Origin of the sequence: Solidesulfovibrio carbinolicus (assembly GCF_004135975.1) — a bacterium.
GTDB classification, from domain to species: Bacteria; Desulfobacterota; Desulfovibrionia; order Desulfovibrionales; family Desulfovibrionaceae; genus Solidesulfovibrio; species Solidesulfovibrio carbinolicus.
The window spans coordinates 1670203-1695317 of the sequence record NZ_CP026538.1 but is presented as its reverse complement, the minus strand read 5'-3'; the positions used below and the strand labels follow the sequence as shown (position 1 = coordinate 1695317).

Sequence of the window (25115 nt, the reverse complement as noted above, 5' to 3'; positions counted from 1 at the left end):
GCCATGCTTCGTCTTGGCGCGATTCGGCCGGGCGCTGTCAGAGCCTTCGGCCGAATCGCGTGCGGATCAATTGATCGGCTTGATGCCGCGAGTCACGGCGATGCCCCGGCTGAAAAAATGCTTGGGCTCGTGAAAGTCCATGAGCGTTTCCTTGAAACCGGCCTCACGCATGAGCCTGCGCCATTCGCCGCTGGTGTGGAACTCGCAGAAAAGATCGTTGGATTCGGTTCCGAACATGTACATCTGGTCGAAAACCCGAGCCATCGGGCCAAGCATGCCCCGCCAGGATCGGTTCGCGGTCACGTCGGCGATGACGGCCCGACCGCCGGGCCGCAGTACGCGGCGCACTTCCCGCAGCACTTTGAGCACGTTGGTGTGGTGCAAAGCCAGGGAACTGGTCACGAGATCGAAGGTGTCGGCGGCAAACGGCAGATCCTCAGCCGAAGCCTCCTGGAAGGTGAAGACCGGCTCCATGCCGCGTTCGGCCACGTTCTTGCGCGCGGCCTCGATCATGGCTGCGGTGATGTCGATTCCGGTGATATGGCAATCACCCTCGGCGGCTTCCGCCAGGGCGATGGCCACGGTGCCGGTGCCTGTGGCCACGTCGAGGATGTTCTCCCCCGGGGCCGGATGGGCCAAGGTCACCACGCCACGAATGGCGTCTCGGTAGTCCATGCCGAATTTGCGCTGCATGAGCGCGACGATGCTGTCGTTGTAGGTCGCGGTCCACGACTCGAAAACCTCGACGCGTTTTTTCAGGCTTGTCTGCGGCATATGGGTAGCTCTCCTTCTCCCGTCCACAGGATGACACGAAACTAGGCCGCTGCCGCATGTCGCAGCAACTCTTCCACCGTGTGGCGTAGCCGCTTGTCGACCCTATCGAAATCCATGTTGGGGACGTAATAACGTTCCAATTGTTCGTGCGTCGCTTTCGCGTCCGCCAAAACAGCCACGACCTCCACTAGCATTTCCCCATAACGGGCCTTGTCCGCGATGAGATCGGCATTACGAGCACCATGATCGCCGACGTTGTGGTCTCCCAGATCAAAAACAGCTTGCGGCTGCACCTCGGACAAGGCCTCCGGTTGCGTCGTCACGAGCAGATCAGGACGCGGCAGGTACAGATGGTCGAGCAGGCCCGGGTCCAGGGGACGATGATAGAACTCCACATCGAGTCCCCGCAGTCGGGCCTCTTCTCCGACTTTTTCCAGGACCAGGGAACGGCCGGAACCAGGTTCCCCTCGGAGTGCCACGACTTGCGTGTCCGGCCGCAGCACGGTGGTCACGTTGTGGATCTCGCCGGAAGGGGTGATCGACGAAATAAAGGCATGCCGCGCCGCGCCATATTCCCCGGAGCTGCCCGCTTCCGGGAGAAAGGTGACGATGCCCTTGACGACCCTGTCCATTTCCCTGGGATCCCGCCTCTCCACGTACACTTCTTCGACGTTGCCAAGCAGCAGACGGGCGGCCTTGAGCAGCCGATAGACCTTGTGGAACTTCCGGTCGGAAGCCTCATTTATGGCAATGATTTCCCGACGATTTGGACGAATGGCATCGGCGTCCCAATACTCCCCGAGGTTGAGGATCTCATCCACGGCCCCGGGGTTGCGGGGGTCGAAAACATGATGCCCGGTGGCGGCCACCACCACGGCTCGAATATCCGGGATGACGACGGCGTCGTAAGACTGCGGGTCAAGGGAACAATGCTGGTATTCCAGGTCATAACCCTGGTCCGCAAAGGCCTTGCCCACAGAGCCGATGAATGTGGACTTGCCGGTCCCCGGTCCTCCCTTGACGATGATGATTCTGGCGTTGTCCAGACGTGGCAGAAAATCGAAAAATGTTCGGAATCCCTCGGCGGAATTGCATCCGAAAAAGCATCGTTTGACGTGTGGGGTGCCGTTTTTCATGTCCTTCTCCTTGTCACGGGTGTTACGGTCTTGGGGGCGAAAAGCCCTTCCAGACCCTCGCGGCGGACCCGGGCGACAACAGGCTCCGGGTCCGCCACATACAGTGACTTGGCTTGCATGCGTTCAAAGTATTCACCTCCCGAGAATGTATAGCGTTTGGCCAAGCAGTCCTGGGCGTTGAGCCCCTCCTGCTCGGCGGCGAGAATGTCCCCGCAGGCCAATGTATGGGGCAGCACGACAGACTCGACTCCTCGAAGCCTTCGAACGGCGTTGTGGCCGGCCAGGGTTCCGGTGACCATGGCTTCCGTATGGCCCACGAAGAAACCGGCCTTTTCACCGGCGCAAAACAGATTCTCGAAGGACTGGACCTGAAGCGCGGCATCGCGCGGGGCGCGGGACAGAAACCGCACGGAATTGGCGTGGCCGCATCCCTGCCCGAAGACCGCCCCTTCAAATCCCGGCAAACGGCGCAATTCGTCGATGGGGAAAAACGGCGTCATGAGCTTGGCCATGGCGCCGGTGTCGAGCAGCACGAGGTTGCCGGCATATTGGGGCAAGGCATATTGGCGGCACGACTTCTGGGCCAGGAGTTCGCCGTGGGACAGTTCCGGCGGCAAGGGAACGACCAGGACGCCGCAGCGTTCAAGCTCCCGGCGCAGGAACATGGCCAGGGAATCTTTGCGCAACTCGCAGGAGCCGGAAAAGGAGCCGACGCCCCCGTCGGCCCGCATCCCCACATAATCGGCCAACCCCAGGCGCTCGGTCAGGCTCACCCGGGGGCCGTACGACGGGCACCGCAGAACGCACATGGCGCAGCCGTGGCCAAAGCGGACGCAATTGCCCATGGGGCCGGCCGACCCCGTCGCCTCGATGAAGACATCTCCCGCGATGCGCGTGCCGTCATGCAGGACGACGGCCTGGACAGTCCCCTGTGCGGCTTCGATATCCGTGACCCGCGAGCGCATGCGCAGGGTCACTCCCTGTTCCCGCAGACGTGTCCGCACCACGGATTCGATCCTGCTGGTCGAATAGAGGCTGGCGTGTCGATGCCCGGGAAAATCGACGCCCCGATGGGTGCTGACGCTGTCAGCCGCCTGGATCAGGGTGCCGCCGCCCAGGGCGATGAGTTCCTCGGCCGCCGTCTGGCGGCCGTTGTTGCGCATAATGCCGCCGGCAAGGCCGCAGCCCAACAGCAAATCCGTGCGTTCCAGGAGCACGACTTCGGCCGCATTGGCTTGGCGTGCCGCCACGGCCGCCGCGCATCCCCCCCAGCCGCCACCGATGACCACGACCGTGCCGGGCACGGCCTTGTCCCTGTTTTTCGAACGGTTACGCATCGAATAACGCCTTGCACCGTCTGACGGGTTGTCCTTGGTTTGCCGATAGGCACGCGCCGCAGACGCCTTCGCCGCAACACATCCGGTACCCGTTCGCCCAAGCCAAGGCCGGGGGCGCGGATAGCGTGGAGGCAAGCGACGAAACCATGCCTCGCAACAATTCTCCCCCGCCGCAAAAAAGCAGACTGGGAGCCAGTTGACGCATCAGACGTCCCAGGGAGGCCAGATCATCGGGGAAATGCATTTTCACGACATCCAGGCTTTGGGAGTCGGCGGGGAGAAAGGGATTGCAAAAAAGCGCGCCTGGTCGGCCGAGCACAACAGTCACGCGGTTGCCATGGCGCAGAAGCGAACGGACCACGTTGGGCGCAAGGGACTGGGCCGTGCCGCCAGCCACAACCAGGCACGCCTCTCCCCGCACGCCTTCAATGTGCCGGTGCCCGGTGATACCGTTCCAATAGGGGCCGCGGAGCCACAAGTGCTCGCCGCAGCGCGACAGCCGTTGGGTTTTGGGGCCGAGCACGGCATAGGCGAACGTGACCGTTCCCTGTTCGGGCGAAGCATGGAGGACAGCCATGGGCGCGTCGAAAAAGGCGGCCGCATCGCCCCGGACAAAAACGAAACTGCCGGGCAGGCGCAGTTCGCCGGCCAACTTCGGCGTTGTCCGGATGCTGACGATTTCGAGAGCCTCCTGCAGCGTCCTGCGATCGACAATGGGCGCCCGCACGCTCTGACGACGCGTCCCTATTCCTCCCTGCCAAGCGTGATGCGACAGGACGCAGATTCCGGGCCAACGGCAGCGGCATTCCTTTTCCCCGCGCAGAATCGAACATTCCAGGCACTCGCCGAGTTCGGCCAGATAGCATGGGCAATACGCGCTTCCGGCATCCACGCACTGCAGCAGGGAGGCGCCGTGAGGCTTTGGCGGCGTCGGCTGCCGGGTCAAGCCCCCCAGCCGCGCGTACGTCTGAGCTATCGAGGCTTCCATGACGCTCTAGTGCAGACCGGCCGCAGCAGCGCCGTCCTGTCGGGTGGTTTTATAGACGGCCAGGGCATAAAAACCCGTCAAGACCAGTGTGACTTCCTCATAACAGTTCACCAACCCGAACACCTTGGGGATGTTCACGAAGGCCCAGACCAGGACGAGGGCATAGATCGTTCCATCCACGCGCGGCACGGCCGCTGCCATAAGCGCCAGGGTGAAGGCGGCCAGGGGGCAGGGAAATCCGGGCAGAGCGATCATACCGTGGCCGGTGAAAATTCCCAGCACAGGGAAAAGGAAGGCGAGCAGGATAAAAATGTATATGGCCGCGCGGCGTGTCGGCGACACGGCAAAGGTGAAGCTCGTTTTCCTCGTGGCAAACAGGTCCACTAAAAACAGGAAGCCGATGACGATATACAGCGGACCAGCTAGGAATTTGGCAACCATATTTTCCCAGCAATAGATCAAAAAACAGGCAATGCCGTTCCATAAAAAGGCCACGGCCAAAAAGACTTTGACGAATGCGTCTGTGGCATTTCCCGGCTTCCTAGCAATGCGGTAGACCGTGATGCAGTAGCCGAGGATGAGAAGTAGCTGTATGGTCAGGGTGTCGTCCCGGAATTGGCGCAAGATATTCCAAAAGGCGTCCGTCGGATTCATAAGGCCTCCTTCAACGCGGTCGTGTCCAGGTCGGTTGGGCGTCCAAAGCGCGCCCCCGCCGCCGTGAGCGTCAGTATCCGGTGCGTTCGCGCCGGAATGTCCTCGATGTCGTGGGTGACATGCAGGGCCGCTGCCCCGGATGCGGCCAGCAGATCGTCCAGATAGCGGCGCATGGAAAGGCGCAGTTCGGGATCAAGTCCGGTGAACGGTTCGTCGAGCAGCAGCAGTTCGGGATCGACGGCAAAGGCCCGGGCCAGGGAAACGCGCTGGCGCATGCCGCCGGAAAGCGTTTCCGGATAGGCTTGCGAGAAGGTGGCCAGGTCCATGCGGGCGAGCATGTCGGCGGCCTTGGGCCGGGCCTCTGACGGGGCCATGCCCATGGCCAGCAGGGGCAGGGCTACGTTTTCCAGGGCCGTGCGCCACGGCATGAGGCGCGGTTCCTGGAACACGAAACCGATACGCCGCACGGCCAGGGTCACTTTGCCTGCGCTGGGCCGGACAAGCCGCGCCGCCAGGCGAAGCAGGGTGGATTTGCCGATGCCGCTTGGTCCCAGGATGGCCAGGATTTCCCCCGGCTCCAGGGAAAGATCCAGGCCGGCCAGCACCTCCCGGCCATGGTAGTGTTTGCCGACTCCCGAAAACACGAGCACCGGGGTCATGACCGCCTCCGGCCGACGACGCGCCGAGCCAGGCCCAGCAGGGTCATTTCGGCAAGCCCGACCAGCAGCATGCTGCAAAGCGCCAGAGCGTAGAGTCGGGGGGTATCCAGGTTGGTTCGGGCCACGGACAGGGCATGGCCGATGCCTTCGTTCGCCCCCAGAGCTTCGGCCAGGACCGCCACCCGCATGGCCCCGCCCAGGGCCACCACGCCGCCGGAGAATAGCGGCGCGGCCATGGCTGGGGCGTAAACATGCCAAAGCCGCATGGCCGGGGTGAAACGGTAGGCCCGGGCCATTTCCAGAAGCGACCCGTCCACGGTGGAAAGTCCTTCGATGACGGCCACATGCATGGCGGGCGCGACCATCAGGGCCACGATGGCCACGACCATGGTCGAGCTCAGGCCGAACCACAACATACCAAGCATCACCGCAACGACCCCGGGAACGCTGGTCAACATCCAGCGCGACGGGACCAGAAAGGCCCGGATCGGGGGCCAAAATCCGGCCGCCAGCCCCAGGCCGCCCCCAACAACAAAGCCGAGAAGGAAGCCAAGCCCCACACGTCGCACGCTCACGGCCAGATCGTCTGCCCAGAACGCCGGTTGGGCCAGCAGTCCGGCCATGGCCGCGAGCGTTTCCCCCGGCGAGGCCACGGCAATGCCGTGCCCCTGGCGTGAAGCCGCCTCCCAGGCTCCCAGGAGCGCGGCCAGGCCGCACAGCCGTCCGGCAATCCCGTCCCATCTCATGCGCCGACCTCGAAAAAGTCCGGGCCGGGTAGCCTGCCGCCAATGCTTGCCGGCGACATGTCGTGGAGCAGGCCGAGGAAAAACCGGGCCGCTTCGCTGCCCGCCGGGCCGGAGACGAGCCGGATGTCCGCCCCCGGCAGGACGCCGTCCGCAGCCTGGGAACCCAGGGCGGGGAAGCCCTCGGAGGCCATCCCCGCGGCTTCCCGGGGGTGCTCGGCCACCCATTTGGCCGCTTGGCCATAGGCCGTGCGCAGCGCCCCCCGTAAAGCTGCATCCCTGACCAATGGCCCGACTGCGGCCAGCGCGCCCTGGGCCAGTTCGGGGTGGGCGGGGAAAACCTCCCGCCAGGCGTCCCGGATATCCAATTGTTTGGCGGGAACGAGCGCTCCCGGCCGGGCCTGGGCGCTCGCCCGCGACACGGCCAGGGTGGCGGCCGGTTCGCTGAGCAACGCGCAACTGCCCTTGCCAAGCAGCAGCAGGTTGACGGCCTCCAGGGCATTGCCCGCATGTCGGGGCGTAAAGCGCAGGCCCGCCTGTCCGGCCAGGGCCCGCAGGAGCAGGTCCGGCATCTCGCCCGGACCGAACGGGAGCAGGATTTCCTGGCCGTCGAGGCCGGAGAGGCGCGACAGGGAGGCGTGCGGAGACACCAGCCAGACCGGACTCGAAAACAGTGCCACCACGGCGGCGGGGACGCCCTTGTTGGCCAGGGTGCAGGCCGAGGCCGTGGTCATGATGGCCGCGTCCACCCCGGCCGTGGCGATCATGGCCCGCAACTGATCCGGCGAATTCCAGGGGGTGAAAGTCACATGACGGGCAACTCCCGGCAACGCTCCGGCCCGGTCCATGGCCAGCAAGGGCAGGGTCTCGGCCACGGCCGGTCCGGAAACCCGGATACTTCCGGCGTCTTCGGCCATGGCCGGCCCGGCCAGCGCCAGCGACGCCAGGACTGTCAGAAAACGGCGACGCGTCATGCCCCGGCCTCCGCCCGCCGGGCGGCCTTGCGCAGGATGTCCACCCGGACTTCCCCCATGGCGATGTCGCACAGCCGGGTCTCCACGGCGGCAAAGCCGGCGGCGAGGCCGGCCTCGGCGATCTGGCCGGCCTCGAAGGACACGTCCTGGCCTTCAAGCGCCAGGGACAGCCGGGAGAGGACATAGGCTTCGGGCTTTGTACGTTCGCCCGTCAGGCCCTCATGAAGGCTGATGAAGACGCCTCCGGGCTGCAGGGCGTCGAACACCCGGCCCAAGAAGGCTTGGAGGTCCTTGGCATAGTAGAGATTGTGGCTGGCCCATACGAGGTCGTAGCCCGAGCCGAAGGAGACGACGTTGTAGTCACCGGGGAAAAGGGCCACCCGGTCAGCCATGCCGGCCGCCGCGATTTCCTCCCGGGCCACCTCGAGAACAGGAGGCAAATCGCACAGCGCCCCGCGCATGTCGGGATGGCGCGCCAGAATACCCAGCCCGATAACGCCCGGTCCGCCCCCGAGATCGAGCATGCTGCGCAGCCTCGGACTTTCGGGCAGAGAGGCGACGAGGTCGGCAGCGAAATCGGCCATGCCCGCCTTCTGGTAACAGGCCAGATCCCTTGCGGAACGTTTCCATTGGATCTCGCCGTCCAGGCGGTTTTCCCGGGCCACGGGCGGCGGACCGGATAGGAGCAGTTCCTTCAGGCGCGGCAGATTGCGGTGCTGCATGCCCTTGAGATTGCCGACAAGCCCGCCCAGGAAGGTTGCGCTGTCCCGGCGAAGATAACGGTCGGCCAGGGGGGTGTTGGCATAGCGGCCCCGGTGTTTCTCGGCCAGCCCCAAAGCGGCCAGGGCATCGAGAAAAAGGCGTGTGTTTCCCGGATGAGACTCCAGGCGCGCGGCGATGGCATCCGGGTCGTCCGTCTCGGCCAGGATGTCGGCAATGCCGAGCGTCACCGCCGCGTCCAGCACAGCCATACGCACCGGCCCAAGCAGCCAGTCGGCCAGAGGAGCGAAAGTCGGACGTTCTTCCACGGTCAAATCCACGACCCTATTTCCGGACATGTTCTAAAACCTCCAGGTCAGCGAAGCGCCGAATGTTTGCGGTGCGCCGTCCTCGACCATCACGTCGCCGGAACTGTCGCGGACCTTTTTGGTGGCGTGCTCGACATCGAAGATGTTTTTGCCCCACAGGGCGACTTCCCAATGGTTGAAGGCATAGCCGACCCGGGCGTTGACCAGGGCGAAGCCGTCCTGGCTGAGGCTGTTTTCGGCGTCGAAGTACTGGGTGCCTGCGCCGTAGAGGTCGGCCCGGCCGAAGAAGCCGCTGGAATGGCTATATCCAGCGCCAAGGTGGTAGGTGAGATCCGGAGCCCAGGGCAGGCGCTTGCCTTTGTAGCTGTAGGGCACGCCGTCCGTGACGGTCGTCCAGTCGTCGATGACCGTGTAGGCGTAGCCAAGGCCGCCTTGCAGTTCGAGGCCGGCAAGCGGTTTCGCCGTCAGCTCCACTTCCACACCCTGGGAATGGGCCCGGCCGGCGTTGGTGAACTTCCACACGCCAACGCCGCCGTTGGGGTCTTCCTCGCGCACCTGCTTGTCGCGGATGTCCATGTAAAACAGGGCAAGATTGGCCGTGAGCTTGTTGTCAAACCAGTTGGTCTTGAGCCCCACCTCGTAGTTCGTGGTGTGTTCGGGCTGATAATAGAAGGTTTCCAGGCTGTTGGCCGAGAAATAATTGAACCCGCCGGCCAGGAAGCCGTTGGACCAGGTGGCGTAGGCCGTGGCGCGGGGCGTGATGTCGTAGGCCAGGGAGGCCATGGGCAGCACCTCGAAGGCATCCATCTCCTTGCTGTAGCCGACAAGGCTCGTGGTGCCGGTGCGGCTGGTCTGGCCGCCGTGGGCGTTGTCGTATTCGCCGCGCAAGCCGGCCGTGAGACGCAGGTTGTCCAGAATGGAATAGGTGGCCTGCCCGAAGGCAGCCCAGCTCGATTCCGTGGCGTCGGTGTCGAGATAGGTCGAGGCCGCTGAGACGGAGCGGATGCGGTTTAACTGCACGTCCGAATGCGAGGAACTGCCGAACAGGCCGACAAGCCAGGTCAGGCGCTGCTTGCCCGGCGAGGCGAAACGCAATTCCTGGGTGATGCCCTGCTGTTTCAGATCCACGTCGGAATAGCCCTTGAACGTGGAGGTGCGGTCGAGGTCGGACAGGAACTGGTAGCGGTAGTCCATGTAGCTGGTGATGGAGGTCACTTCCACCGCCTCGCCGGAATACTTGGCGGTCACGGACGGATTGATGGTGTTTTCCTCGGAATCGTCCGAGGCGTCGGACATGACGTTGAAGCGTTTGGTGGCGTTGGAGCCGGTCTCGTAGCGCAGCATGCCGATCCCCTTGTCGACATGGCTGGCGTCCATGGTCAGGCGCAGATCGAAGGCGCTGGTCGGTGTCCAGCGCAATACGCCATGCCCCAGCATAGATTCGTTCTTTCCGGCCCGATCGTCATCCTTGTATTCATTGTGCATGTAGCCGTCGGTCTGATAGCGCACGAAATTGCCGGAGAAATAGAGCAGGTCCTTGACCAGGGGCGCGCTGACGAGACCTCCGGCGCGCAGGGTATTGTAGCTGCCATAATCCGCGAAAACACTTGCCCGGGTCTGGTTGTCCGGCTTTTTGAGCACCACGTTGACCACGCCGGCCTCGCTGTTTTTGCCATACAGTGTCCCCTGGGGGCCGCGCAGCACCTCGATGCGCTCCACGTCCAGGAACAGCAGGTTCTGCATGTAGGTCAGCGGCTGGGGCACATCGTCCACATAGAGCCCCACCGGCGAATAGATGGAAGTGTCGAAGGACGTGAGGCCGCGAATGGCGATGGCGTCGCCGGAGGTGGCGTTCTTCATCCAGACGTTGGGTAGCGTGTCCAGCACTTCGCCGAGCTTCCAGGCCCCCATTTCCTCGATCTCAACATCGGATACCGTGGAGATGCTGGCGGGGATTTTTCCCAGGCGTTCCTCCCGCTTGGTGGCGGTCACCGTCACCGGTTCGAGAACATGGGTTTTGATTTCGCCGATTTTGGCTTTCTCCTCAGCCGCCTTGTCCTGGGCAAAGGCGGTGCCGGAAAGCAGCAAGAAAAGCATGATGAAGAATGACAACGCGTGCATGAACGACAGCCCCCTGTGCGTGCGTTTCGCCCAAGGACAGGCCCTTCTCCCGGGCATCCCGGCGATGCGGCCAAGACCTTGCGACGAAATTGATTTTCACGATCAATACAAGGGCGGTTTCTTTCGCGCTAACCCGGGCCGGGACAATCTTTGCCCCGGAAGGGGAAACTTTTCAGGCTTCGGCAGACAACCGGAAAGCCCTGTCTGATGGGGGAGAGTCGCCGACACTCTCGAGGGACCCTGCCTGGTGACGACAGATAGGCCCGTGGCGTTCTTACGCCATGCCCCTGAGGCGGCCGTATTCCTTGGGGTTGAGGCCGTACCGCTCCCGGAAGGCCCGACTGAAATGACTCAGGTTCTGGTATCCAATCTGATAGGCGACTTCGCTTACGGTCATGCCGCCGGAAACGAGCAACTCTCTGGCATGCTCCAGACGGTAGTCTCGAAAATATTCAAAAACAGGCTGGCCAAACATCTTCTTGAATCCAGTTTTCAGTTTTTTTTCATTGATGCCGACCAGTTTGGCCAGCATGGCCACGCTTGGTGGATTCTCGAAGTCTTTTACCAGCAGTTCCCTGGCCGCCTTGATACATTCCACATCAGCCTTCTTGAGGCAGGAGTGATTCTGGCTTCTGGCAGATGAAGCATGAAGGCATTCATCCAACTGCCAAGCCATAAGTTCCAATGCCCGACTTTCCAGGAAAAGTTTTTGCACGGCTCCAGAATAGTTGTTTTGTATTATCTGCGAGAGCAAAGCCATTTTTGCATGCCCTGCTTTGCCGTGCCAACAGAACTGATCGCCTGTTTCACCTATAACTTTTTTAAAGGCAGGAGAGAGGTTTTTTATGTCGTCTTTGAAATACTCATCTAGGAAACAGGCGGTTGTCAAAATACTTACAACAAACACTCCAAAGCCGTCATCGCTTTCAATGACACCGGAGGTTTGCGGGAAATAGTAAATACCATTGCTCCCCTGTCGCAAAAGGTGAGTTTTGTTTTTTAACTCACCATCATAGTACGTGCATCGATTCGAACCTGATACGATAAATCCGAATTGTACGGGGGCTTTGTCGATCTCAAATTTGAATTTGGCTTCGATGCCAGGCCGAACAGCCGATATGTTCAAGAGAAGCCCAGGACGTAAGGAAATGACTCGGCTTGCGCTGGTCATTACACCTCTTTCAGCCTCAATGCGGTAGTCGATGCGAGGCGTTCGTCCTTCCCCATCGCCTGCAACATGCATTTTGTATTTCATTTTGACCTGATCTGCAGGCAAACCTGCTTTTTTTGTAATTAATTATCGCCTTCATTGATTGAGAACCATAGCCCCTCTGGCCCTCAAGTCCCTCTGCGACAGCCTTTGCCAATTGCCGGAGTTGATTCAGGCATTGCATGCCATGGTGAAAATCTCGCCTTCTTTGGGTATTTCTTCCGCGAAACGAGAGGGTGCTGGTGTGTCCATCACGGATGGACACCCTGTCACGACATGGTGGAAAAGGCCCGGTCAGGAATTCCCGCAGGTAGCTGCTTTTGTTTTCCCTGATGAAATCGGGCCTGACAAAGCATGGTCACCTCCTGGCTTGATATCTTGGTCAATCGGAAATATCAGGGTTCGCACTTACTGAAATTGAATATCAAAGTCAACAAAGCGAGCTGAGTCGTTGGGAAGGTCGGCCCACGAGCAGATTTATCTATCTGTAATCGTTGGACGGCCCGCTTTGGCAGCTATATTTCCGGTATCGGAGAGCGAGGTGGCTTGTCGGAGTTGAGGGAAAAATGAGGACGGCCATCCTTCATCTTGGTGCTCTTCGCCTCGGGATCGACCGGTGACTGCCAGTCCTTGTTCGAAAGAGTCTTGCCGACGCGCTTGCGGTCCATGGGAGCCAGATCCTCATCCGTCGGAGAGTCGATGCCGCTCTCCTTGGCCATGCGCAGGAGCATCTTGCGGTAGCTCTCGCCCGTGTCCCGGCGCACGATGGTCTTCAGCGCTGCGTTGGCCTCCATGGTCGAAGCGTCCACGCCGATCCGGCCTCCAAGGACCAAGCCATCCTTGCTGAGCACTTTGAGAACCCAGGTGAAAACCTCTTGGTGGGTCGCCAGCGGCAGACGGGACCGTGTCCGACTGAGCGAGGAATGACCTGGCACAGACTCCTTGGGCGAAAGCTGGAGAAAATCCCGGAGGGAAAGCGAATCGGCGCACCGCCATTCAATGCCGCGCTCGCTGTCGATACCCTCGAAATACCCCACGAGGTGCATCCGAAAATACCGGCCAGGCGGAATGGAGGGACGCCCCTTGTCGGAATAGAAGGGCTTGCACAGCTTCTCGGCGAAGCCATCGAAGCCGGCTTTCCGGAGAATCTGCTGGAGACGATCGTAAAAAGCGTGCCCACGAGACCGGGGAATCTCATTCCAGGCCAGAAACATCGTCCCCTGCTGATCGACCCGAGACCAAGTCCCATCGGCTCACCTCCAACCGCCCGGTAACTATATTCTCGATCAGGAGGCGGCGATTATTAACAGGCAGTTACGGTTTGCTACGCCTGGGGCTGTCCACCCTGTGCTTCGACGGCCAGTACTTCTTCGACACCGACCACCCGGTCAATCCCAACGTGGACGGTACCGGCGCGGCCGCCACCATCGCCAACATCGCTGACGGCACGGGCATTCCCTGGTTTCTGCTCGGCACCTCCCGCGTACTCAAGCCCGTGCTCTTCCAGGAGCGCACCAAGCCCGAGCTGACAGCATGAACCGCGCCGATGACGAGGCGGTCTTCATGACCGACGAATACCGTTTTGGCATCCACTACCGCTGCAACTCCAGCTTCGGCTTCTGGCAGACGGCTTACTGCTCGAAAAAGCCGCTCAACGACGCCAACTTCAACGCCGCCTATGACGCCATGACCGCTTTCAAGGCCGACGACGGTCGGCCGCTGGTCATCAAGCCACCTTGTTGGTGGTGCCCACTAATCTGCGCACACGCAGCCTGCGCGGCGGCCATTACCGGGCCGGCCTCAAGCATGGGGCCGAGCCGGGCGACATCCCGCCGGGCACCGTCACCGAGGACCAGCTGGCCGTTTTGAGGGCTAACCCGGACCTGGAAGTGGAAATCATCGACCCGCCCCAGGAGCCGCCCCAGCCGCGCTAGAAACAGCCGGCTCCGCCGCCTCCGAAGCAGCCCCGGCCACCGAGAGAACCGGCGCGCCTGCCCTCGGTCCGGCCGAAGCCACCGAGGCCGCCGAAGGCGATGCGCACCCTGCCCGCCAACGTGCAGCGGGTGCTCATCGTGGCCTAAGGCACGGCCTAGGCACGCAGCCGGGGCTCACGCCCGTGGAAGTCTTTTCCGACGAAGAGGCGCGTACGCTATTTGGCACCGGAAGCCGGCCCACCTCATGGTGCGCGCGGCCATCACCGCCAATCCCCGCCGCCAAAGAGGCGTTAAAAAACTAGAGGGAGAAAACAGACGGCGTGCCAAGCATAGCGCTAATCAGTGCCAAAACCGGGGAGGCGATCACTTTGGCACTAATTTGAAAGGGAGCTAAACGAATGAAAAGGCCCGTGCCGCCTAGGTTTCCGGGCGTCGACGGGCACAAAGACGGTTTGGCACCGATTGATGGAAAATGGAGGAAAAATGCGCGGCTTTTGGCACGGGAACGGGTGGCTTTTGATGGGCTAGCGCACGTACTCGCGGCAGCTCCATACTACTCGGCCGATGATGCGCACCGCGCCGGCAAGGTCGCCGTTCATATCGACTTCAATTGGATCGTATTCCGAATTCTTGCTCTTCAAAACAAGCTTCCCAGGAATGCGAAGCAGGTATTTAACAAACACCTCGTTCTCGATTCCCACCGCAAACATTGCGCCGGCTATTATATCTCGCTGGCTTTCATCTATTAGCACCGTGTCGCCGTTCCAGACGTCCGGTTCCATGCTGTCGCCCGCGACATCCATGAGGACCATTTTTTTCGGGCGTCCTTTCTTCTGCAGGAAGTCCAACTTGAACGCATAATAGCCAATCACTTCCCCTTCCGTCTCAAGACTCCCTGTCCCCGCGCATAGGCGCGCCTTGACCTTCGGTACCAGGGCATAGCCCATGCTTGGCGCGGCCTCGGGGGCCATCCATGGCAAGTCGTCTTCAGGGGCTACAGCCGGCTTTTGCGTCTCGGCGGGCGCAGCTTGAGCGTTTCCCGGACGCATGGGGCCGACGCCAGACACAAGCCAATCTATAGAAATGCCAGCCTTTTTGCCGATAGTGAGAAACCAAGCCGGGGGTATCTTCCCCTGTCTTCCCGCTTTGTAAATGGCGTCTTTGCTGATCTCAAAAAAGGACGCCAAGTCTTCCTGGCTTTTGCCCCCTATCGCTTGAACCATCCTCGAAATGGTCGCATCGAACTCCATCCGGCTTTCAGACGGAAAGTCAGAAGAAAAGTCGGATGCAGAAGATTTTTGTTCTTTCTTAGTCATTTCAGATAATTATCCAGTTTTTACCAGCTCAATTTCGGAACAAAAGTCGGAAACAAGCAATGTTTAGTTGACGACTTTTGTTCCATTTTATAGAGCTTTGGTCGTGGCTACGAGTGTCCCGCTTCAAACGTAGCTACCAGGGGCCGCACAGTTACACAATGTCCGACGCTCAGGAATTTTCGGATCAAGGATTGCCGAATTGATGCACAGCTCCCGACGCCTCAGTCTGCTGGACCTGCCCAGCCTCAACATGGACGCCGATATAGCGGCGTCCATGAGTCGGATTGTTGAAAGCTCCGGGCTTTCGCGAGCCGAAGCTGTGGATAGGCTGAACGAAGCAGCGAGGCGCTATGGGGTGCGGCTTTGTGGCGGCAATGCCGAGACGCTGACCCTGGCGACTCTTGAGAAGTGGCTCAACCCCAACGAACCCAAGAATGTGCCGAGCACCAGAGCCTTGAATCTCTTCTGCCATGTATTTGGCACGCCTGAACCCCTGGATCTATTGGCCCGGTCTCATGGGCAGGGGTGGAAAGTCATTGATGGCGACGATGCCAAACTTCTGGAGTGGGCGCGGACTGAACAGGAAATCAAGCGCCTGCGGGCGCGCAAACGCAAAATCGAGACGGAACTATGAAGCGTGAAGGCAGAAAGGTCCGAGCCTGGATGGTGGAAAGGGGCATTACTGTCTCTGAGGTAGCCCGCTTGGCCGGCGTCACCCGACCAATCGTCTCGGCCACGATCCACGGTCAGCGCAACAACCGGAAGGCACTTCGGGCGCTGCTCGATTCAGGGTGTCCGGTGCGACTCTTGGCCCTGCCGGAAGACATGAAGGGAAAGGAAGCTGCGTAGGCGGTCACGGCAATGCAAGACATGGTTACGGCAAAAGACATCGCACAAGTGTTTGGCATATCGGAGCGTGCCGTCCGATCCAAGGCCGCGCGGGAATCCTGGCCCTTTGAAGAGACAACTTGTCGTGGCGGCAAACGCCGCCTCTACCCTGTGCGCTCACTGCCTGAGGACGTGCGCCAGGCTTTTGCCGCCGCCATGCTGACCGGCGGGGTGGAATCGGGGGCAGCTACAGCTGTTTGCTCCGGCTCCAGGCGGGCCGCGCAGGTTCCTTCAGGCTTGCCCCTGGGCAAGCTGACGCAGCGGCAGCGGGACGCCGCCCTGGCCCGGCTGGCCTTTGTGCGGGAGGTCGAGCGCGCCATTCCCCTTATCGGCAAGGAAGCGGCCATTCGTAACTTGGTGCAGGGGGCCAAGGACAACGCCCTGGCCCCGTGGTTGGCCAAGCTGGTGGCCGTGGCCAATGACCGCATGACCGCCGGGCGCGGCTTGTCCCGCCGCCGTCTTTACGACTGGTGCCGAATGTTCGCCGAGGGCGGCGAAGCGGCGCTTGCCCCCAAACACCAGGGCAAGGACATGGTCGTGCCCGATTGGGCTCCGGCTTTCCTGGCCATTTGGCAGCGGCCGCAAAAGCCCACCGTCACCGATGCGTATAAGGAATTTTCAGGAGCCTACGCCGGCAGCCTGCCTTCGATTTTCACCGTGCGCCGCTTCCTGGACAAGATGGCCACGCCGGACCGCGAGGCCGGCCGCGCCACGGGCAATGCCCTGCTCAAGCTGCGGCCCCACAAGCGCCGCAGCACGGACGAGCTTTGGCCCACGGACGTCTACACCGCCGACGGCACCACCTTTGACGCCGAAGTGCAGCACCCCGTCCATGGTCGGCCGTTCAAGCCCGAGGTCACCTTCGTGCTCGACGTGGCCACGCGTCGGTGCGTGGGCATGTCCATCGGCGAGGCCGAAAGCGCCGGCACGGTGCTCGACGCCTTGCGCATGGCCTGCCTGTTCGGCGGCATCCCGGCCATGTTCTACACCGACAACGGCCCGGGCTACGTCAACAACATCATGCTGGCCCCGGGTTCGGGAATGCTCACCCGTTTGGGCATAGAGGCCGTGCGCTCCATTCCCGGCCGGCCCCAGGGCAAGGGGCTTATGGAACGGGCGGTCAAGACGTTGTGCGAACCCCTGGCCAAGCGCCTGCCGTCTTCCTCCCACGCCGACATGGACCGCGACGCGGCCAAGAAGGTTTTCAAGATCACCCGGGCGGACCTCAAGAACCACGCGAAATCCAAGCTGCTGCCGACCTGGGAGACATTCAAGGCGGCGCTGCTCGCCCGAGTGGAGGAATACAACGCCACGCCCCACCGCGCCTTGCCCCGCGTGGTGGACCAGACGACCGGCCGGCGGCGGCACCTTTCGCCAGGCGAATATTGGGGCCAGTTCACGGCGCGCGGCTTCGAGCCTTTTACCGTGCCAAGCAACTTGCGCGACGAGCTTTTCATGCCCGGCATCCCGCGCAAGGTCCGCAACGGCGAGGTCGCACTCCACAACAAAATCTATTTTGCCGAGGAATTGGCCGACTTCCACAACGAATGGGTGGATGTCCGCTACGACATTTGGGACCCCTCGGAAGTGCGTTGCTGGACCACTGACGGTGAACTCATCTGCTCGGCCCTCCTGGACGGCAACAAGATGGCCTACTTCCCGAAAAGCCAGGTGGAAGCCGCCCGCGAGCGCCGCGAACGGCGGCAGGTGGGCCTGCTCACCGGCAAAATCCGCCAGATCGTGCCCGGGGCCACGGTGCAGTTGCCGGACGTGCCCGAGGCGCTCATCGCCGACAGCTTCACGCCTTCGGCCGCCTCCTGCGCGGCGCAACCCACGCCGACCCCGGCCATGACCGAGGCCGCGCCGCAACCGGCCAAACGGCCGCTCTTTTCCTGCCTCCAGGAACGCTATGCCTGGCTCATGGGGCATCAGGACCAACAGACGGACAAGGATCGGGATTGGTTGGCCACCTATGTGGCCGGCGACCATTACGCCGATTTGCATCCTTATTACGCGGCCAGGGGCATTGCCTGGCCCGGTCACCGCTTAAACGCCAACAACGGGGAGGGGCGTTAATGCGCAAGCAGTTTGTGAAGACGGAGAATTACAGTCGCTTCACGGCCGGTATCCAGGCCGTGGAGCAACGCGGGGCGGCAGAGGCTGGCATGATGCTGGTCCATGGCGCGCCCGGCTTCGGCAAGTCCCATATTGTTGGGCATTGGGCTGCCGAATCCGGGGCCGTGTTCCTGCGCGCCAACGTGGACTGGACGCCAAAATACTGCCTGGTCGAACTGGCCAAGGCCATGCGGGTGGACCCTTCGGGCACGGCGCAACAGCTCTTTTCCCGCCTGCTGGAGCGGGTGGTGGAGACGCAAACGCCCCTGGTCATCGACGAGGCCGAGTTCACCTTGCACCAAAACGCGGCGGCCTTGGAGAAAATCCGCGACCTGTCCGACCGGGCCGAGGTGACGGTGGTGCTGATCGGCATGGAGCGCATCCAGCAGTCCATTGCCCGCCACCGCCAGCTGTCCAGCCGGATTGCCCAGGTTTGCGAGTTCACCCCCTCGACCATGGCCGACGTGGCCCAGGCCTGCCGCCAGCTGTCCGAGGTGGTCATGAGCCCGGAACTGGTCGCCGAGGTGCACCGGCTTTCAGGCGGACGGATGCGCGAGGTGCTTAACGTGATCGCCGCCGTCGAGCGTCTGGCCCGTCTTAACGGCCTCGACAGCATGGACGTGGCCGACCTGGAAGGCGTGGCCCTGTCCTTTGACTGGCAGAGCCGGACGGCGCGGACCGTGCGCAAGGCCGGGGGGCGTTAGATGGCCTGGGGCAGGCTGACAATCCTTAACGCCCTGGCGGATGGCCCAAAGATGACACGCGAACTGGCGTCATCCCTGGGCAAGAAAATGGACGCCTTGAGTCGGTGCCTCCGCCATCTTCACGCCAAAGGCCTCATTGTTTCCGTTTCAGGCGCGCATCAGCTCACTGACCAGGGCCGCGCGGCTCTGGTCGCGGGCCGGGAAATCACGTCCGGCCCCTGCGGCGAAGCAGCCGCCAGCCGCCGCAGCCTGACCCTGCGTCAAAAGGCGTGGCGGGTCATGAGCATCCGTGACGGCTTTAGCCTGGCCGACCTGCTCACCATGCTGTGCGACGGCAGCGAGACAGCCCCGGAACGGAACCTGACGCGTTATCTGGCCGCCCTTGAGGCGGCCGGCTATCTGCTGCCCCTGGCCAGACGCGGCGAGGACGGGGCAAAGCGCTGGCGGCTGCGGCGCGACCGGAACACCGGCCCCGAAGCTCCGGCGCTCAACACCCGCACCAAACGCCTCACGGACTGCAACACCGGCCAGATTTTCGAGATTGGCCGGCCCCGGGAGGTGCGGCATGGCCGCTGATTGGCTGGCGCTGCTGGCCGCCGAAGCCTCGCGCACCACCATCGCCGCCACGGCCCGCCGGTTGGGCTACTCCCGCACGGCCGTAAGCCTGGCCTTGGCCGGCAAGTACCCAGGCGGCACGGACAAGCTGGCCGCCACGGTGCAGCGCGTCCTCGGCGGCGCGACGTGTCCGTACCTGGGCCGCACGGTGACGGCGGCCGAGTGCGCGGCCAACAGCGGCGAAATGCCCACGTCCAGCCCGGCGGCCCTGCGCCTGTGGCGGGCCTGCCAGACCTGCCCGCACAAGCCGGGCGTCCACTCCCACACCAAGCCCCGGCCCGAGGCGGCCGGAAAGGAGCAGACAGCATGACCACGACGGCAACCCCCATCCCGCCCGGCTACCTGGAAGACGCCAAGGGGCATCTGATTCCCGAGGCCAAGGTCAAGCCGCAAGACCGTTTGCGCGACGAACTGACGCGCGGCGTGGTGGCCAGGGCCAAGCAGCTGCAAGGGGACATGAAGGCGTTTCGCGCCGAGACCTTGGGCGACATCCAGGCCTTTATCGACCTTTCGGCCGAGAAGTACGGGGCCAAGCTCGGCGGTCTCAAGGGCAACACCACGCTCTTAAGCTTTGACGGCCGCTACAAGGTGCAGGTGCAAATTAGCGAACACCTGACCTTTGGCGTGGAGTTGCAGGCGGCCAAGGCGCTCATTGACGAATGTCTGACCGAATGGACCCAAGGCAGCCCCGACGAAATCAAGGCCATCATCAACCAGGCCTTCGCCGTGGACAAGGAAGGCCGGCTCAATACCGGCGCGATCCTGGGCCTGCGCCGCCTCGACATCCCGGACCCGCGCTGGCGCGAGGCCATGGAAGCCATTGCCGACAGCTTGCAGGTGGTGGGCAGCAAGAAGCTCCTGCGGGTCTACGAGCGCCAGGAAGACGGCAGCTATGCCCCGATTCCGCTGGACCTGGCGGCGCTGTGATGGACGCGTTGAGCATCCCGAAAGGAGGCAGCGACATGGAACGCTCCAGTTGCATGGAGTGTGGCCACATCGGCCAGCCCATGGAGTTAGGCGGCGAAACGCTGTGCGGCAACTGCGGCAGTCGGAGCCTGGTCCCTTGCGGTACGGGCGCGGACCGTCCGGTGCCCATGCGGGTGTTGCGGGCCGCCGAGGGCCAGGCCCTGGCCTGGAAGAAACGGGCCGAAGGCCTGTCCCGGGTGGTGAATAAGGCTATCGCCAACGGGCACCTTGGCGCGCCCTACGCGGGCGAGGCCCGGCGTATCATGGCCGGAGGGGCCTAAGCGAAACCGCCCCGCGTGGGCGGTCGTCCGGGCGTGGCGGCCCGGGCCTGATGAGCAGCCAACGAGAAGCATCATGCGCCCTGAATCGCGGAAAAGCCTTCTGGCCAAAGTCCATATCGCCAAGAAAGACTTGGCGCTCGACGACGGAACCTACCGCGCCATCCTGGAGCGGCAGACCGGCGAAAGCAGTTGCACCGCTTGTTCGGCGCAACAACTAGTGCGGGTGGTCGCCTACCTGCGTACCCTTGGCTGGCAGGAGCCGGCCAAGAAACCCACCCACCGCAAGCCGGCGGTGCCAGATGCCGCCGGCTACCTCGACAAGATCGAGGCCTTGCTGGCCGAGGCCAAGCGGCCGTGGAGCTATGCCGGCGGCATCGCCAAGCGCATGTTTGGCGTGGAAAAGCTCGAATGGCTGACGCCCGAGCAGGTACGGGGCGTCATGGCGGCGCTCATCCGCGACGCCAAGCGCCACGGGAGGACGGCATGAGCGGCAAGCAGAATCTTCCGGCCTCGGTGGCCGAGCTGGTGGATTTGATCGGCCTGGACAAGGCCATGAAGCTGGTGCGCAGCCTTGGCGGCACCACCTTTCCCGTGCCCAAGCGGCAAACCAAGCTGGGCGAGCTGCGTTACAACATGCTGGCCGACGTGGTCGGCCTGGACGCGGCGGACGCGCTGGTCAAGCATTTCGGCGGCGGCGAGCTGTACGTGCCGAGGTGCGCGGCGGCCTTGCAGGCGGCCAGGGATGCGGAGATCAATGCCTATTTTGTCGCCGAAACCAGGAACGGGAGGTCTTCGGCGGAGGTTGTTTTTTGCTTGGCTATGCGGTATAAGCTGTCAGATAGGCGGGTGTGGAATATTCTGAAGACGCTTCCGAGAACGGATGCGCAGTTTTCACTTTTTGAAAAGATAAGGGCATAACTATGGCACCAGATAATTCTATGAATATCGACATCAGTGCTAAAATTAATGCAGACTTTGCTCCTCTGCTTCAAGCTGCCCCAAAAGGGGTGGACAGGGTGTACTCTTGTTTGTTTGGAAAGCGTGAGGCAGCAATCCGGAGAGATGTGCTGTTGATGGCTGCCAAAACTCAAGTTGAATATCAAATGATATTGTCCGGAGAATACTCCTATGAGAACGGCAAGATCATTCCATCTCCACGTTTTACGCAAAATGAGTCCATTAATCCTTTGCAGATTGAAAAAAAACAAGAGGTTGAAAAGCTTGCAGGAAATGTAAGAATGGCTGTAGAAGCATTAAAAGATATTCCAGATGACGAAATTTCCGATAAAGAAGTTGATGATGATTTTTTTGCGAGATGGAGACGCGAGGCAAAGGCTATTGGCAATGAAGAGCTGCAAAGATTATGGGGTAGATTGCTAGCTCAGGAAATACAAGACCCTGGAACGATTCCCTTGAGATCGCTCGATGTATTGAGAAATATCTCTCAAAATGAAGCAAGAACTTTTCAAAAAATATCTCGCTACATAGTTTCGCCTGGTGTTTTGATATGCAATCCGAAAAATGAAATTTTTCCACCTGGGATACTATTAAAAGACATCGTGACTCTTCTTTACACAGGGCTCATCAACAATATTGAAAGCGACCTTAGAGGATTTTCAGACAAATCAAAGTCCATCAATGGATTTGAGTATAAGGTTATCAAAAAGGATGACCTTTATTTTGCCGTAGACAGTGCAAAAAAAATAGTAATTCCTGGGATCATGATTACAACGGCTGGAAATACAGCTTTCAATATATGCGACAGAGACCATAACGACGAGGCAGACTTAAAATACATGTCAAGTATAATTTGTAGCTACAACGAGAATAGGTTTCGCGAAATGTTTGTATACAAAGAGAACTTCGAAAATAATACACACTCATTTTCCAAGATTTATACGCATGTGCAAAGCTTTGAGGACGAACTAAAGTTCTGAACCCCTTCACCTATCCCCGCCCCCGTCGCGCCGCCTAGCATAGGCGGCGTCCGGGGGCGGTTTCTTTTCCGCCTCCAAACCGCAATGCAAGGAGGCGTTTGTGCTCGACAAGTTCCAGTTTCATCCCCCGCGTCTGATTGTCTGTTCCGTGGCGGCAGCCGTGCTGTTGGCCGCGCTGGCGGTGGTTTCGCCGGTGCAGCTGCCCGTGCTGCTTTACAAGTTCGTGCAGCTGCTGCTGTCCGCCTACGCCGGCTACTGGATCGACCGCTGGCTTTTCCCATATGCGCGGCCGGACGGCTACCTGGCCCGGGAGTGGCGCGCCCATGACGCCGTCTATCCCGACGACCAGGCGGACCATGCCGTGGTGCCGGGCTATCAGCTCACCTTTGCCAGCGCGCTCTTGCGCCGCGCCCTCATCGTCACCGGCTGCATGTTGGCCGTTTGCCTGGGCCTGTAGCCATGCGCCGCGTTCTGGCCGCCATGCTGCGGTGTATCCCCGACGCCTGGCTGGATTGGGCCGATGACGCTTGCGAGGCCTTCCGCAAACAGTTTTGGGTCGGGTTCGCCTGGGGCCTGGGGTTCGGCCTGGGGGTTTGCCTGGTGCTTGTGGGGCTGGCTTCCCTGGCCCGGGCCGAATCCATCCCGGCCAATGCCCTGCGCCATCGGGCCGAGCTGACCCGGTGCGCCCGGTACGCCTTCGGCCTTTCCGCTCCGGTGGCCACGCTGGCGGCCCAGGTCCACCAGGAAAGCCGGTGGCGCGAAAACGCCGTCTCGCCGGTGGGCGCGCGTGGCCTGGCGCAGTTCATGCCCGCCACCTCGGCCTGGATCGCCGGCATGGTGCCCGAGCTGGCCGACAACGCGCCTTTCAATCCCGGTTGGGCGCTTCGCGGCCTGGCCACCTACGACAAATGGCTGTGGGACCGGGTGGCGGCCCGGGACGATTGCCAGCGCATGGCCATGACCCTGGCCAGCTACAACGGCGGCCTGGGCTGGGTGCAGCGCGACAAAGGACTCGCCAAGCAGCAAGGCGCGGACCCGTTAGTCTGGTTCGGCCAGGTCGAGCGCTTTAACGCCGGCCGCACCGAAGCCGCCCTCCGCGAGAACCGGGGCTATCCCCGCCGCATCCTGGGGACGCTTGAACCGCTCTACATCCGGGCCGGCTGGGGCCAGGGGGTTTGCCATGTCGCTGCTGCTCAATAAGTGGCTGTGGGCCGCCCTGGCGGCGCTTGTCGCTTGCGCACTGGCCTTTGGGACCGGCTACCGGACCGGCTTCGAGAAGGCCGACGTCGCCCGCCGGGCCGAGGTGGCCGAGCTGAACGCCCAGGCCGAGACTTGGAAGGCCGAGCAGGCCAAGGCCTGGGCCGAGGCGGAACGCAAGGCCCGCGAAGAACTGGAAGCGGCGACCGGCCGGGTCAATGCTCTGGCCGCCCGGCTGGACCGGGCCAAGCGGGAAAGCGCGGCCAAAACCAACACCATCACCAGGAGGATACCCCGTGCGACGGCTGGCCTTAACTGTTCTTTCGGCCCTGATTTTGTGCGGTTGTACAACGAAGCCGTCGGTGCCGCCGGTCATTCCGGTGACGGTGCCGTGCCCCAAACCGGCGATCCCGCCCCAGTTGCTGGAGCGCCCGACGCCGCCCCGGCCGTTGGTCCCGGACTACGACCTGTCCGAGCCGTGACCCCGGCCGACATCCTGGCCCATGTCCGCGACTTCGGCGCACGTAGCCAGGCCCTGGAAGCCCAGGTCAACGCCTTGATCGACTTCGCGTCGGAGCCTGGGGGCCGCTGATGGATACCGCCACCTGGGTATCGCTGGGCGTCAACGGGCTTTTGGGTTTGGTCGCCTTTTTCGGTGGCCTGTGGGTCAACGGCCTCAAGGAGGCGCAAAAGCGCGTTGACGCCGAGGTGGCGGCCCTGCGGGAAAAGGTAGCCGAAGGCTGCGTGCGCCGTGACGACTATTTGCTGATGCGGACCGAGATGTTGGAGCGCCTCAAGGCCATCGAAGACAAACTGGATCGTCTCATCGGAGGGGGCAAATCATGAGCGGGAATGAAGCGGGAGAAACCACGGAGGTGGCGCTCCTGCGCCGCATCGACGGCAAAGTGGACACGGTGGTGGATCGTCTCGACGCCGTGGAACGGCGGGCCATGGTGGCCGGAGCCGGCGGCGGCGCGCTGGCCGGCGGCGTGGTCTCCCTGGGCATCGCCTATATCCGGGCCAAGATGGGGTGGTAGGCCATGGCCCATGGCTCCGAAAAGGTTGCGGCCGTGCGGGCGGCCTATGTCCACGAGCGCCTGCCCCTGGAGATCGCCGCCGCCCGGGCCGGCGTGGCCCCGGGCACGGCCACCCGCTGGAAGCGCAAGGCCAAGGAGGCCGGCGAGGATTGGGACAAGCTGCGGGCGGCGTGTCTGCTGGCCGGCGACGGCGTGGAGGCCGTGGCCCGGCAGATGCTGGCCGACTACGTGGTGCAGCACAAAACCCTGATGGACGCCATTTCCACGGGCGACATGCCGGCGGCAGCCAAGGTCGATATGTTGGCCAGCCTGGCCGACAGCTTCAACAAGACCGTGGCCGCCTCCAAAAGGGTCTTGCCCGAGACGTCCGAGCTGGCCACGGCGCTTTCGGTGCTGGACAAGCTCGGCGTGTTCATCCGCGACCGCTACCCCCAGCACGGCCCGGCCTTCCTGGAGGTGTTGGAGCCGTTTGGCGCGGAAGTCGCGCGGGTGTTCGGGTAG

Annotated in this window: 29 protein-coding genes, 1 other RNA gene and 2 pseudogenes; 19 read left to right on the top strand and 13 right to left on the bottom strand. The window is 62.2% G+C overall.

Annotated features, from left to right (window positions below; genetic code table 11):
* Window positions 1–66: 66 nt before the first annotated feature.
* The 12 genes and pseudogenes from C3Y92_RS07555 to C3Y92_RS07505 form a co-directional block, all read right to left on the bottom strand.
* Window positions 67–774, bottom strand: a complete 708-nt coding sequence (locus tag C3Y92_RS07555) for a class I SAM-dependent methyltransferase (protein ID WP_129351278.1) — start codon at window positions 772–774, stop codon at window positions 67–69.
* A 41-nt stretch (window positions 775–815) separates the two neighbouring features.
* Window positions 816–1910, bottom strand: coding sequence for a hypothetical protein (locus C3Y92_RS07550; protein ID WP_129351276.1), 1095 nt, complete (start codon window positions 1908–1910; stop codon window positions 816–818).
* Window positions 1907–3247 carry an FAD-dependent oxidoreductase gene (locus tag C3Y92_RS07545; RefSeq protein WP_129351274.1) on the bottom strand — a complete coding sequence of 447 codons (1341 nt, stop codon included), beginning with the start codon at window positions 3245–3247 and terminating at the stop codon, window positions 1907–1909. The genes C3Y92_RS07550 and C3Y92_RS07545 overlap by 4 nt, the downstream gene beginning before the upstream one ends.
* Window positions 3240–3974, bottom strand: a complete 735-nt coding sequence (locus tag C3Y92_RS07540; protein WP_129351272.1) for a hypothetical protein — start codon at window positions 3972–3974, stop codon at window positions 3240–3242. Before C3Y92_RS07540 ends, C3Y92_RS07545 begins: the two co-directional genes overlap by 8 nt.
* A gap of 267 nt (window positions 3975–4241) precedes the next feature.
* On the bottom strand, window positions 4242–4889 hold the full coding sequence (locus C3Y92_RS07535; protein ID WP_129351271.1) for a DUF6064 family protein: 648 nt from the start codon (window positions 4887–4889) through the stop codon (window positions 4242–4244).
* The gene (locus C3Y92_RS07530; protein ID WP_129351269.1) at window positions 4886–5548 is read right to left on the bottom strand and encodes an ABC transporter ATP-binding protein; all 663 of its coding nucleotides are present in this window, start codon (window positions 5546–5548) and stop codon (window positions 4886–4888) included. Before C3Y92_RS07530 ends, C3Y92_RS07535 begins: the two co-directional genes overlap by 4 nt.
* On the bottom strand, window positions 5545–6294 hold the full coding sequence (locus C3Y92_RS21125) for an ABC transporter permease (RefSeq protein ID WP_165352084.1): 750 nt from the start codon (window positions 6292–6294) through the stop codon (window positions 5545–5547). The genes C3Y92_RS07530 and C3Y92_RS21125 overlap by 4 nt, the downstream gene beginning before the upstream one ends.
* Entirely contained in the window at window positions 6291–7265 is a 975-nt protein-coding gene (locus C3Y92_RS21120; protein WP_165352083.1) for an ABC transporter substrate-binding protein, read from the bottom strand. Before C3Y92_RS21120 ends, C3Y92_RS21125 begins: the two co-directional genes overlap by 4 nt.
* Window positions 7262–8323, bottom strand: a complete 1062-nt coding sequence (locus C3Y92_RS07520; RefSeq protein ID WP_129351267.1) for an SAM-dependent methyltransferase — start codon at window positions 8321–8323, stop codon at window positions 7262–7264. The genes C3Y92_RS21120 and C3Y92_RS07520 overlap by 4 nt, the downstream gene beginning before the upstream one ends.
* Window positions 8324–8326: 3 nt before the next feature.
* Entirely contained in the window at window positions 8327–10414 is a 2088-nt protein-coding gene (locus C3Y92_RS07515; protein WP_129351265.1) for a TonB-dependent receptor, read from the bottom strand.
* A 274-nt stretch (window positions 10415–10688) separates the two neighbouring features.
* Window positions 10689–11669 (bottom strand): AraC family transcriptional regulator, encoded by a 981-nt coding sequence (locus C3Y92_RS07510; RefSeq protein ID WP_165352082.1) that lies wholly within the window; start codon window positions 11667–11669, stop codon window positions 10689–10691.
* 515 nt (window positions 11670–12184) lie between these two features.
* Window positions 12185–12838, bottom strand: a pseudogene (locus C3Y92_RS07505) (transposase); the annotation flags it as partial.
* Between the two features lie 107 nt (window positions 12839–12945).
* Here C3Y92_RS07505 and C3Y92_RS21805 point away from each other — a divergent pair.
* Together C3Y92_RS21805 and C3Y92_RS21405 are read left to right on the top strand one after the other, a co-directional pair.
* Window positions 12946–13334 (top strand): annotated as a pseudogene (locus C3Y92_RS21805) (Mu-like prophage major head subunit gpT family protein); the annotation flags it as partial.
* 35 nt (window positions 13335–13369) lie between these two features.
* Window positions 13370–13558, top strand: coding sequence for an HI1506-related protein (locus tag C3Y92_RS21405; protein ID WP_165352081.1), 189 nt, complete (start codon window positions 13370–13372; stop codon window positions 13556–13558).
* A gap of 524 nt (window positions 13559–14082) precedes the next feature.
* Here the strand turns inward: C3Y92_RS21405 and C3Y92_RS07490 are convergent.
* Entirely contained in the window at window positions 14083–14874 is a 792-nt protein-coding gene (locus C3Y92_RS07490; protein ID WP_129351261.1) for a LexA family transcriptional regulator, read from the bottom strand.
* Between the two features lie 202 nt (window positions 14875–15076).
* Here C3Y92_RS07490 and C3Y92_RS07485 point away from each other — a divergent pair, with 202 nt between their 5' ends.
* The 17 genes from C3Y92_RS07485 to C3Y92_RS07400 all read left to right on the top strand — a co-directional run bounded on the left by C3Y92_RS07485 (window position 15077) and on the right by C3Y92_RS07400 (window position 25115).
* Window positions 15077–15508 (top strand): hypothetical protein, encoded by a 432-nt coding sequence (locus C3Y92_RS07485; RefSeq protein WP_235669693.1) that lies wholly within the window; start codon window positions 15077–15079, stop codon window positions 15506–15508.
* A gap of 365 nt (window positions 15509–15873) precedes the next feature.
* Window positions 15874–17838 (top strand): Mu transposase C-terminal domain-containing protein, encoded by a 1965-nt coding sequence (locus C3Y92_RS07475; protein ID WP_235669646.1) that lies wholly within the window; start codon window positions 15874–15876, stop codon window positions 17836–17838.
* Window positions 17838–18581, top strand: a complete 744-nt coding sequence (locus C3Y92_RS07470) for an AAA family ATPase (RefSeq protein ID WP_129351253.1) — start codon at window positions 17838–17840, stop codon at window positions 18579–18581. The genes C3Y92_RS07475 and C3Y92_RS07470 overlap by 1 nt, the downstream gene beginning before the upstream one ends.
* Window positions 18582–19157 (top strand): ArsR family transcriptional regulator, encoded by a 576-nt coding sequence (locus C3Y92_RS07465; RefSeq protein ID WP_129351251.1) that lies wholly within the window; start codon window positions 18582–18584, stop codon window positions 19155–19157.
* Window positions 19147–19506, top strand: a complete 360-nt coding sequence (locus C3Y92_RS07460) for a LacI family transcriptional regulator (RefSeq protein ID WP_129351249.1) — start codon at window positions 19147–19149, stop codon at window positions 19504–19506. The genes C3Y92_RS07465 and C3Y92_RS07460 overlap by 11 nt, the downstream gene beginning before the upstream one ends.
* Entirely contained in the window at window positions 19503–20123 is a 621-nt protein-coding gene (locus C3Y92_RS07455) for a DUF3164 family protein (protein WP_129351247.1), read from the top strand. The genes C3Y92_RS07460 and C3Y92_RS07455 overlap by 4 nt, the downstream gene beginning before the upstream one ends.
* 35 nt (window positions 20124–20158) lie before the next feature.
* Entirely contained in the window at window positions 20159–20443 is a 285-nt protein-coding gene (locus C3Y92_RS07450; RefSeq protein ID WP_129351245.1) for a hypothetical protein, read from the top strand.
* Window positions 20442–20507: hammerhead ribozyme type II (locus tag C3Y92_RS07445), an RNA gene on the top strand. The genes C3Y92_RS07450 and C3Y92_RS07445 overlap by 2 nt, the downstream gene beginning before the upstream one ends.
* A 9-nt stretch (window positions 20508–20516) precedes the next feature.
* Entirely contained in the window at window positions 20517–20930 is a 414-nt protein-coding gene (locus C3Y92_RS07440) for a gp16 family protein (protein ID WP_129351243.1), read from the top strand.
* A complete protein-coding gene (locus tag C3Y92_RS07435; protein ID WP_129351241.1) occupies window positions 20927–21361 on the top strand; it encodes a Mor transcription activator family protein in 435 nt (144 codons plus the stop codon). Before C3Y92_RS07440 ends, C3Y92_RS07435 begins: the two co-directional genes overlap by 4 nt.
* Window positions 21362–21381: 20 nt before the next feature.
* Window positions 21382–22380, top strand: coding sequence for a DUF2806 domain-containing protein (locus C3Y92_RS07430; protein ID WP_165352080.1), 999 nt, complete (start codon window positions 21382–21384; stop codon window positions 22378–22380).
* A 100-nt stretch (window positions 22381–22480) separates the two neighbouring features.
* A complete protein-coding gene (locus C3Y92_RS07425) occupies window positions 22481–22837 on the top strand; it encodes a putative holin (protein WP_129351237.1) in 357 nt (118 codons plus the stop codon).
* A 2-nt stretch (window positions 22838–22839) separates the two neighbouring features.
* Window positions 22840–23580, top strand: coding sequence for a transglycosylase SLT domain-containing protein (locus tag C3Y92_RS07420; RefSeq protein WP_129351235.1), 741 nt, complete (start codon window positions 22840–22842; stop codon window positions 23578–23580).
* Window positions 23561–24169: a cell division protein ZapB gene (locus tag C3Y92_RS07415; RefSeq protein WP_129351233.1), complete on the top strand. Its 609-nt coding sequence runs from the start codon at window positions 23561–23563 to the stop codon at window positions 24167–24169. The genes C3Y92_RS07420 and C3Y92_RS07415 overlap by 20 nt, the downstream gene beginning before the upstream one ends.
* Window positions 24169–24423, top strand: coding sequence for a hypothetical protein (locus C3Y92_RS07410; protein ID WP_129351231.1), 255 nt, complete (start codon window positions 24169–24171; stop codon window positions 24421–24423). Before C3Y92_RS07415 ends, C3Y92_RS07410 begins: the two co-directional genes overlap by 1 nt.
* Window positions 24420–24614 (top strand): hypothetical protein, encoded by a 195-nt coding sequence (locus C3Y92_RS07405; RefSeq protein ID WP_235669644.1) that lies wholly within the window; start codon window positions 24420–24422, stop codon window positions 24612–24614. The genes C3Y92_RS07410 and C3Y92_RS07405 overlap by 4 nt, the downstream gene beginning before the upstream one ends.
* Before the next feature lie 3 nt (window positions 24615–24617).
* Complete coding sequence (locus C3Y92_RS07400; RefSeq protein WP_129351227.1) at window positions 24618–25115, top strand: DUF1804 family protein; 498 nt, start codon at window positions 24618–24620, stop codon at window positions 25113–25115.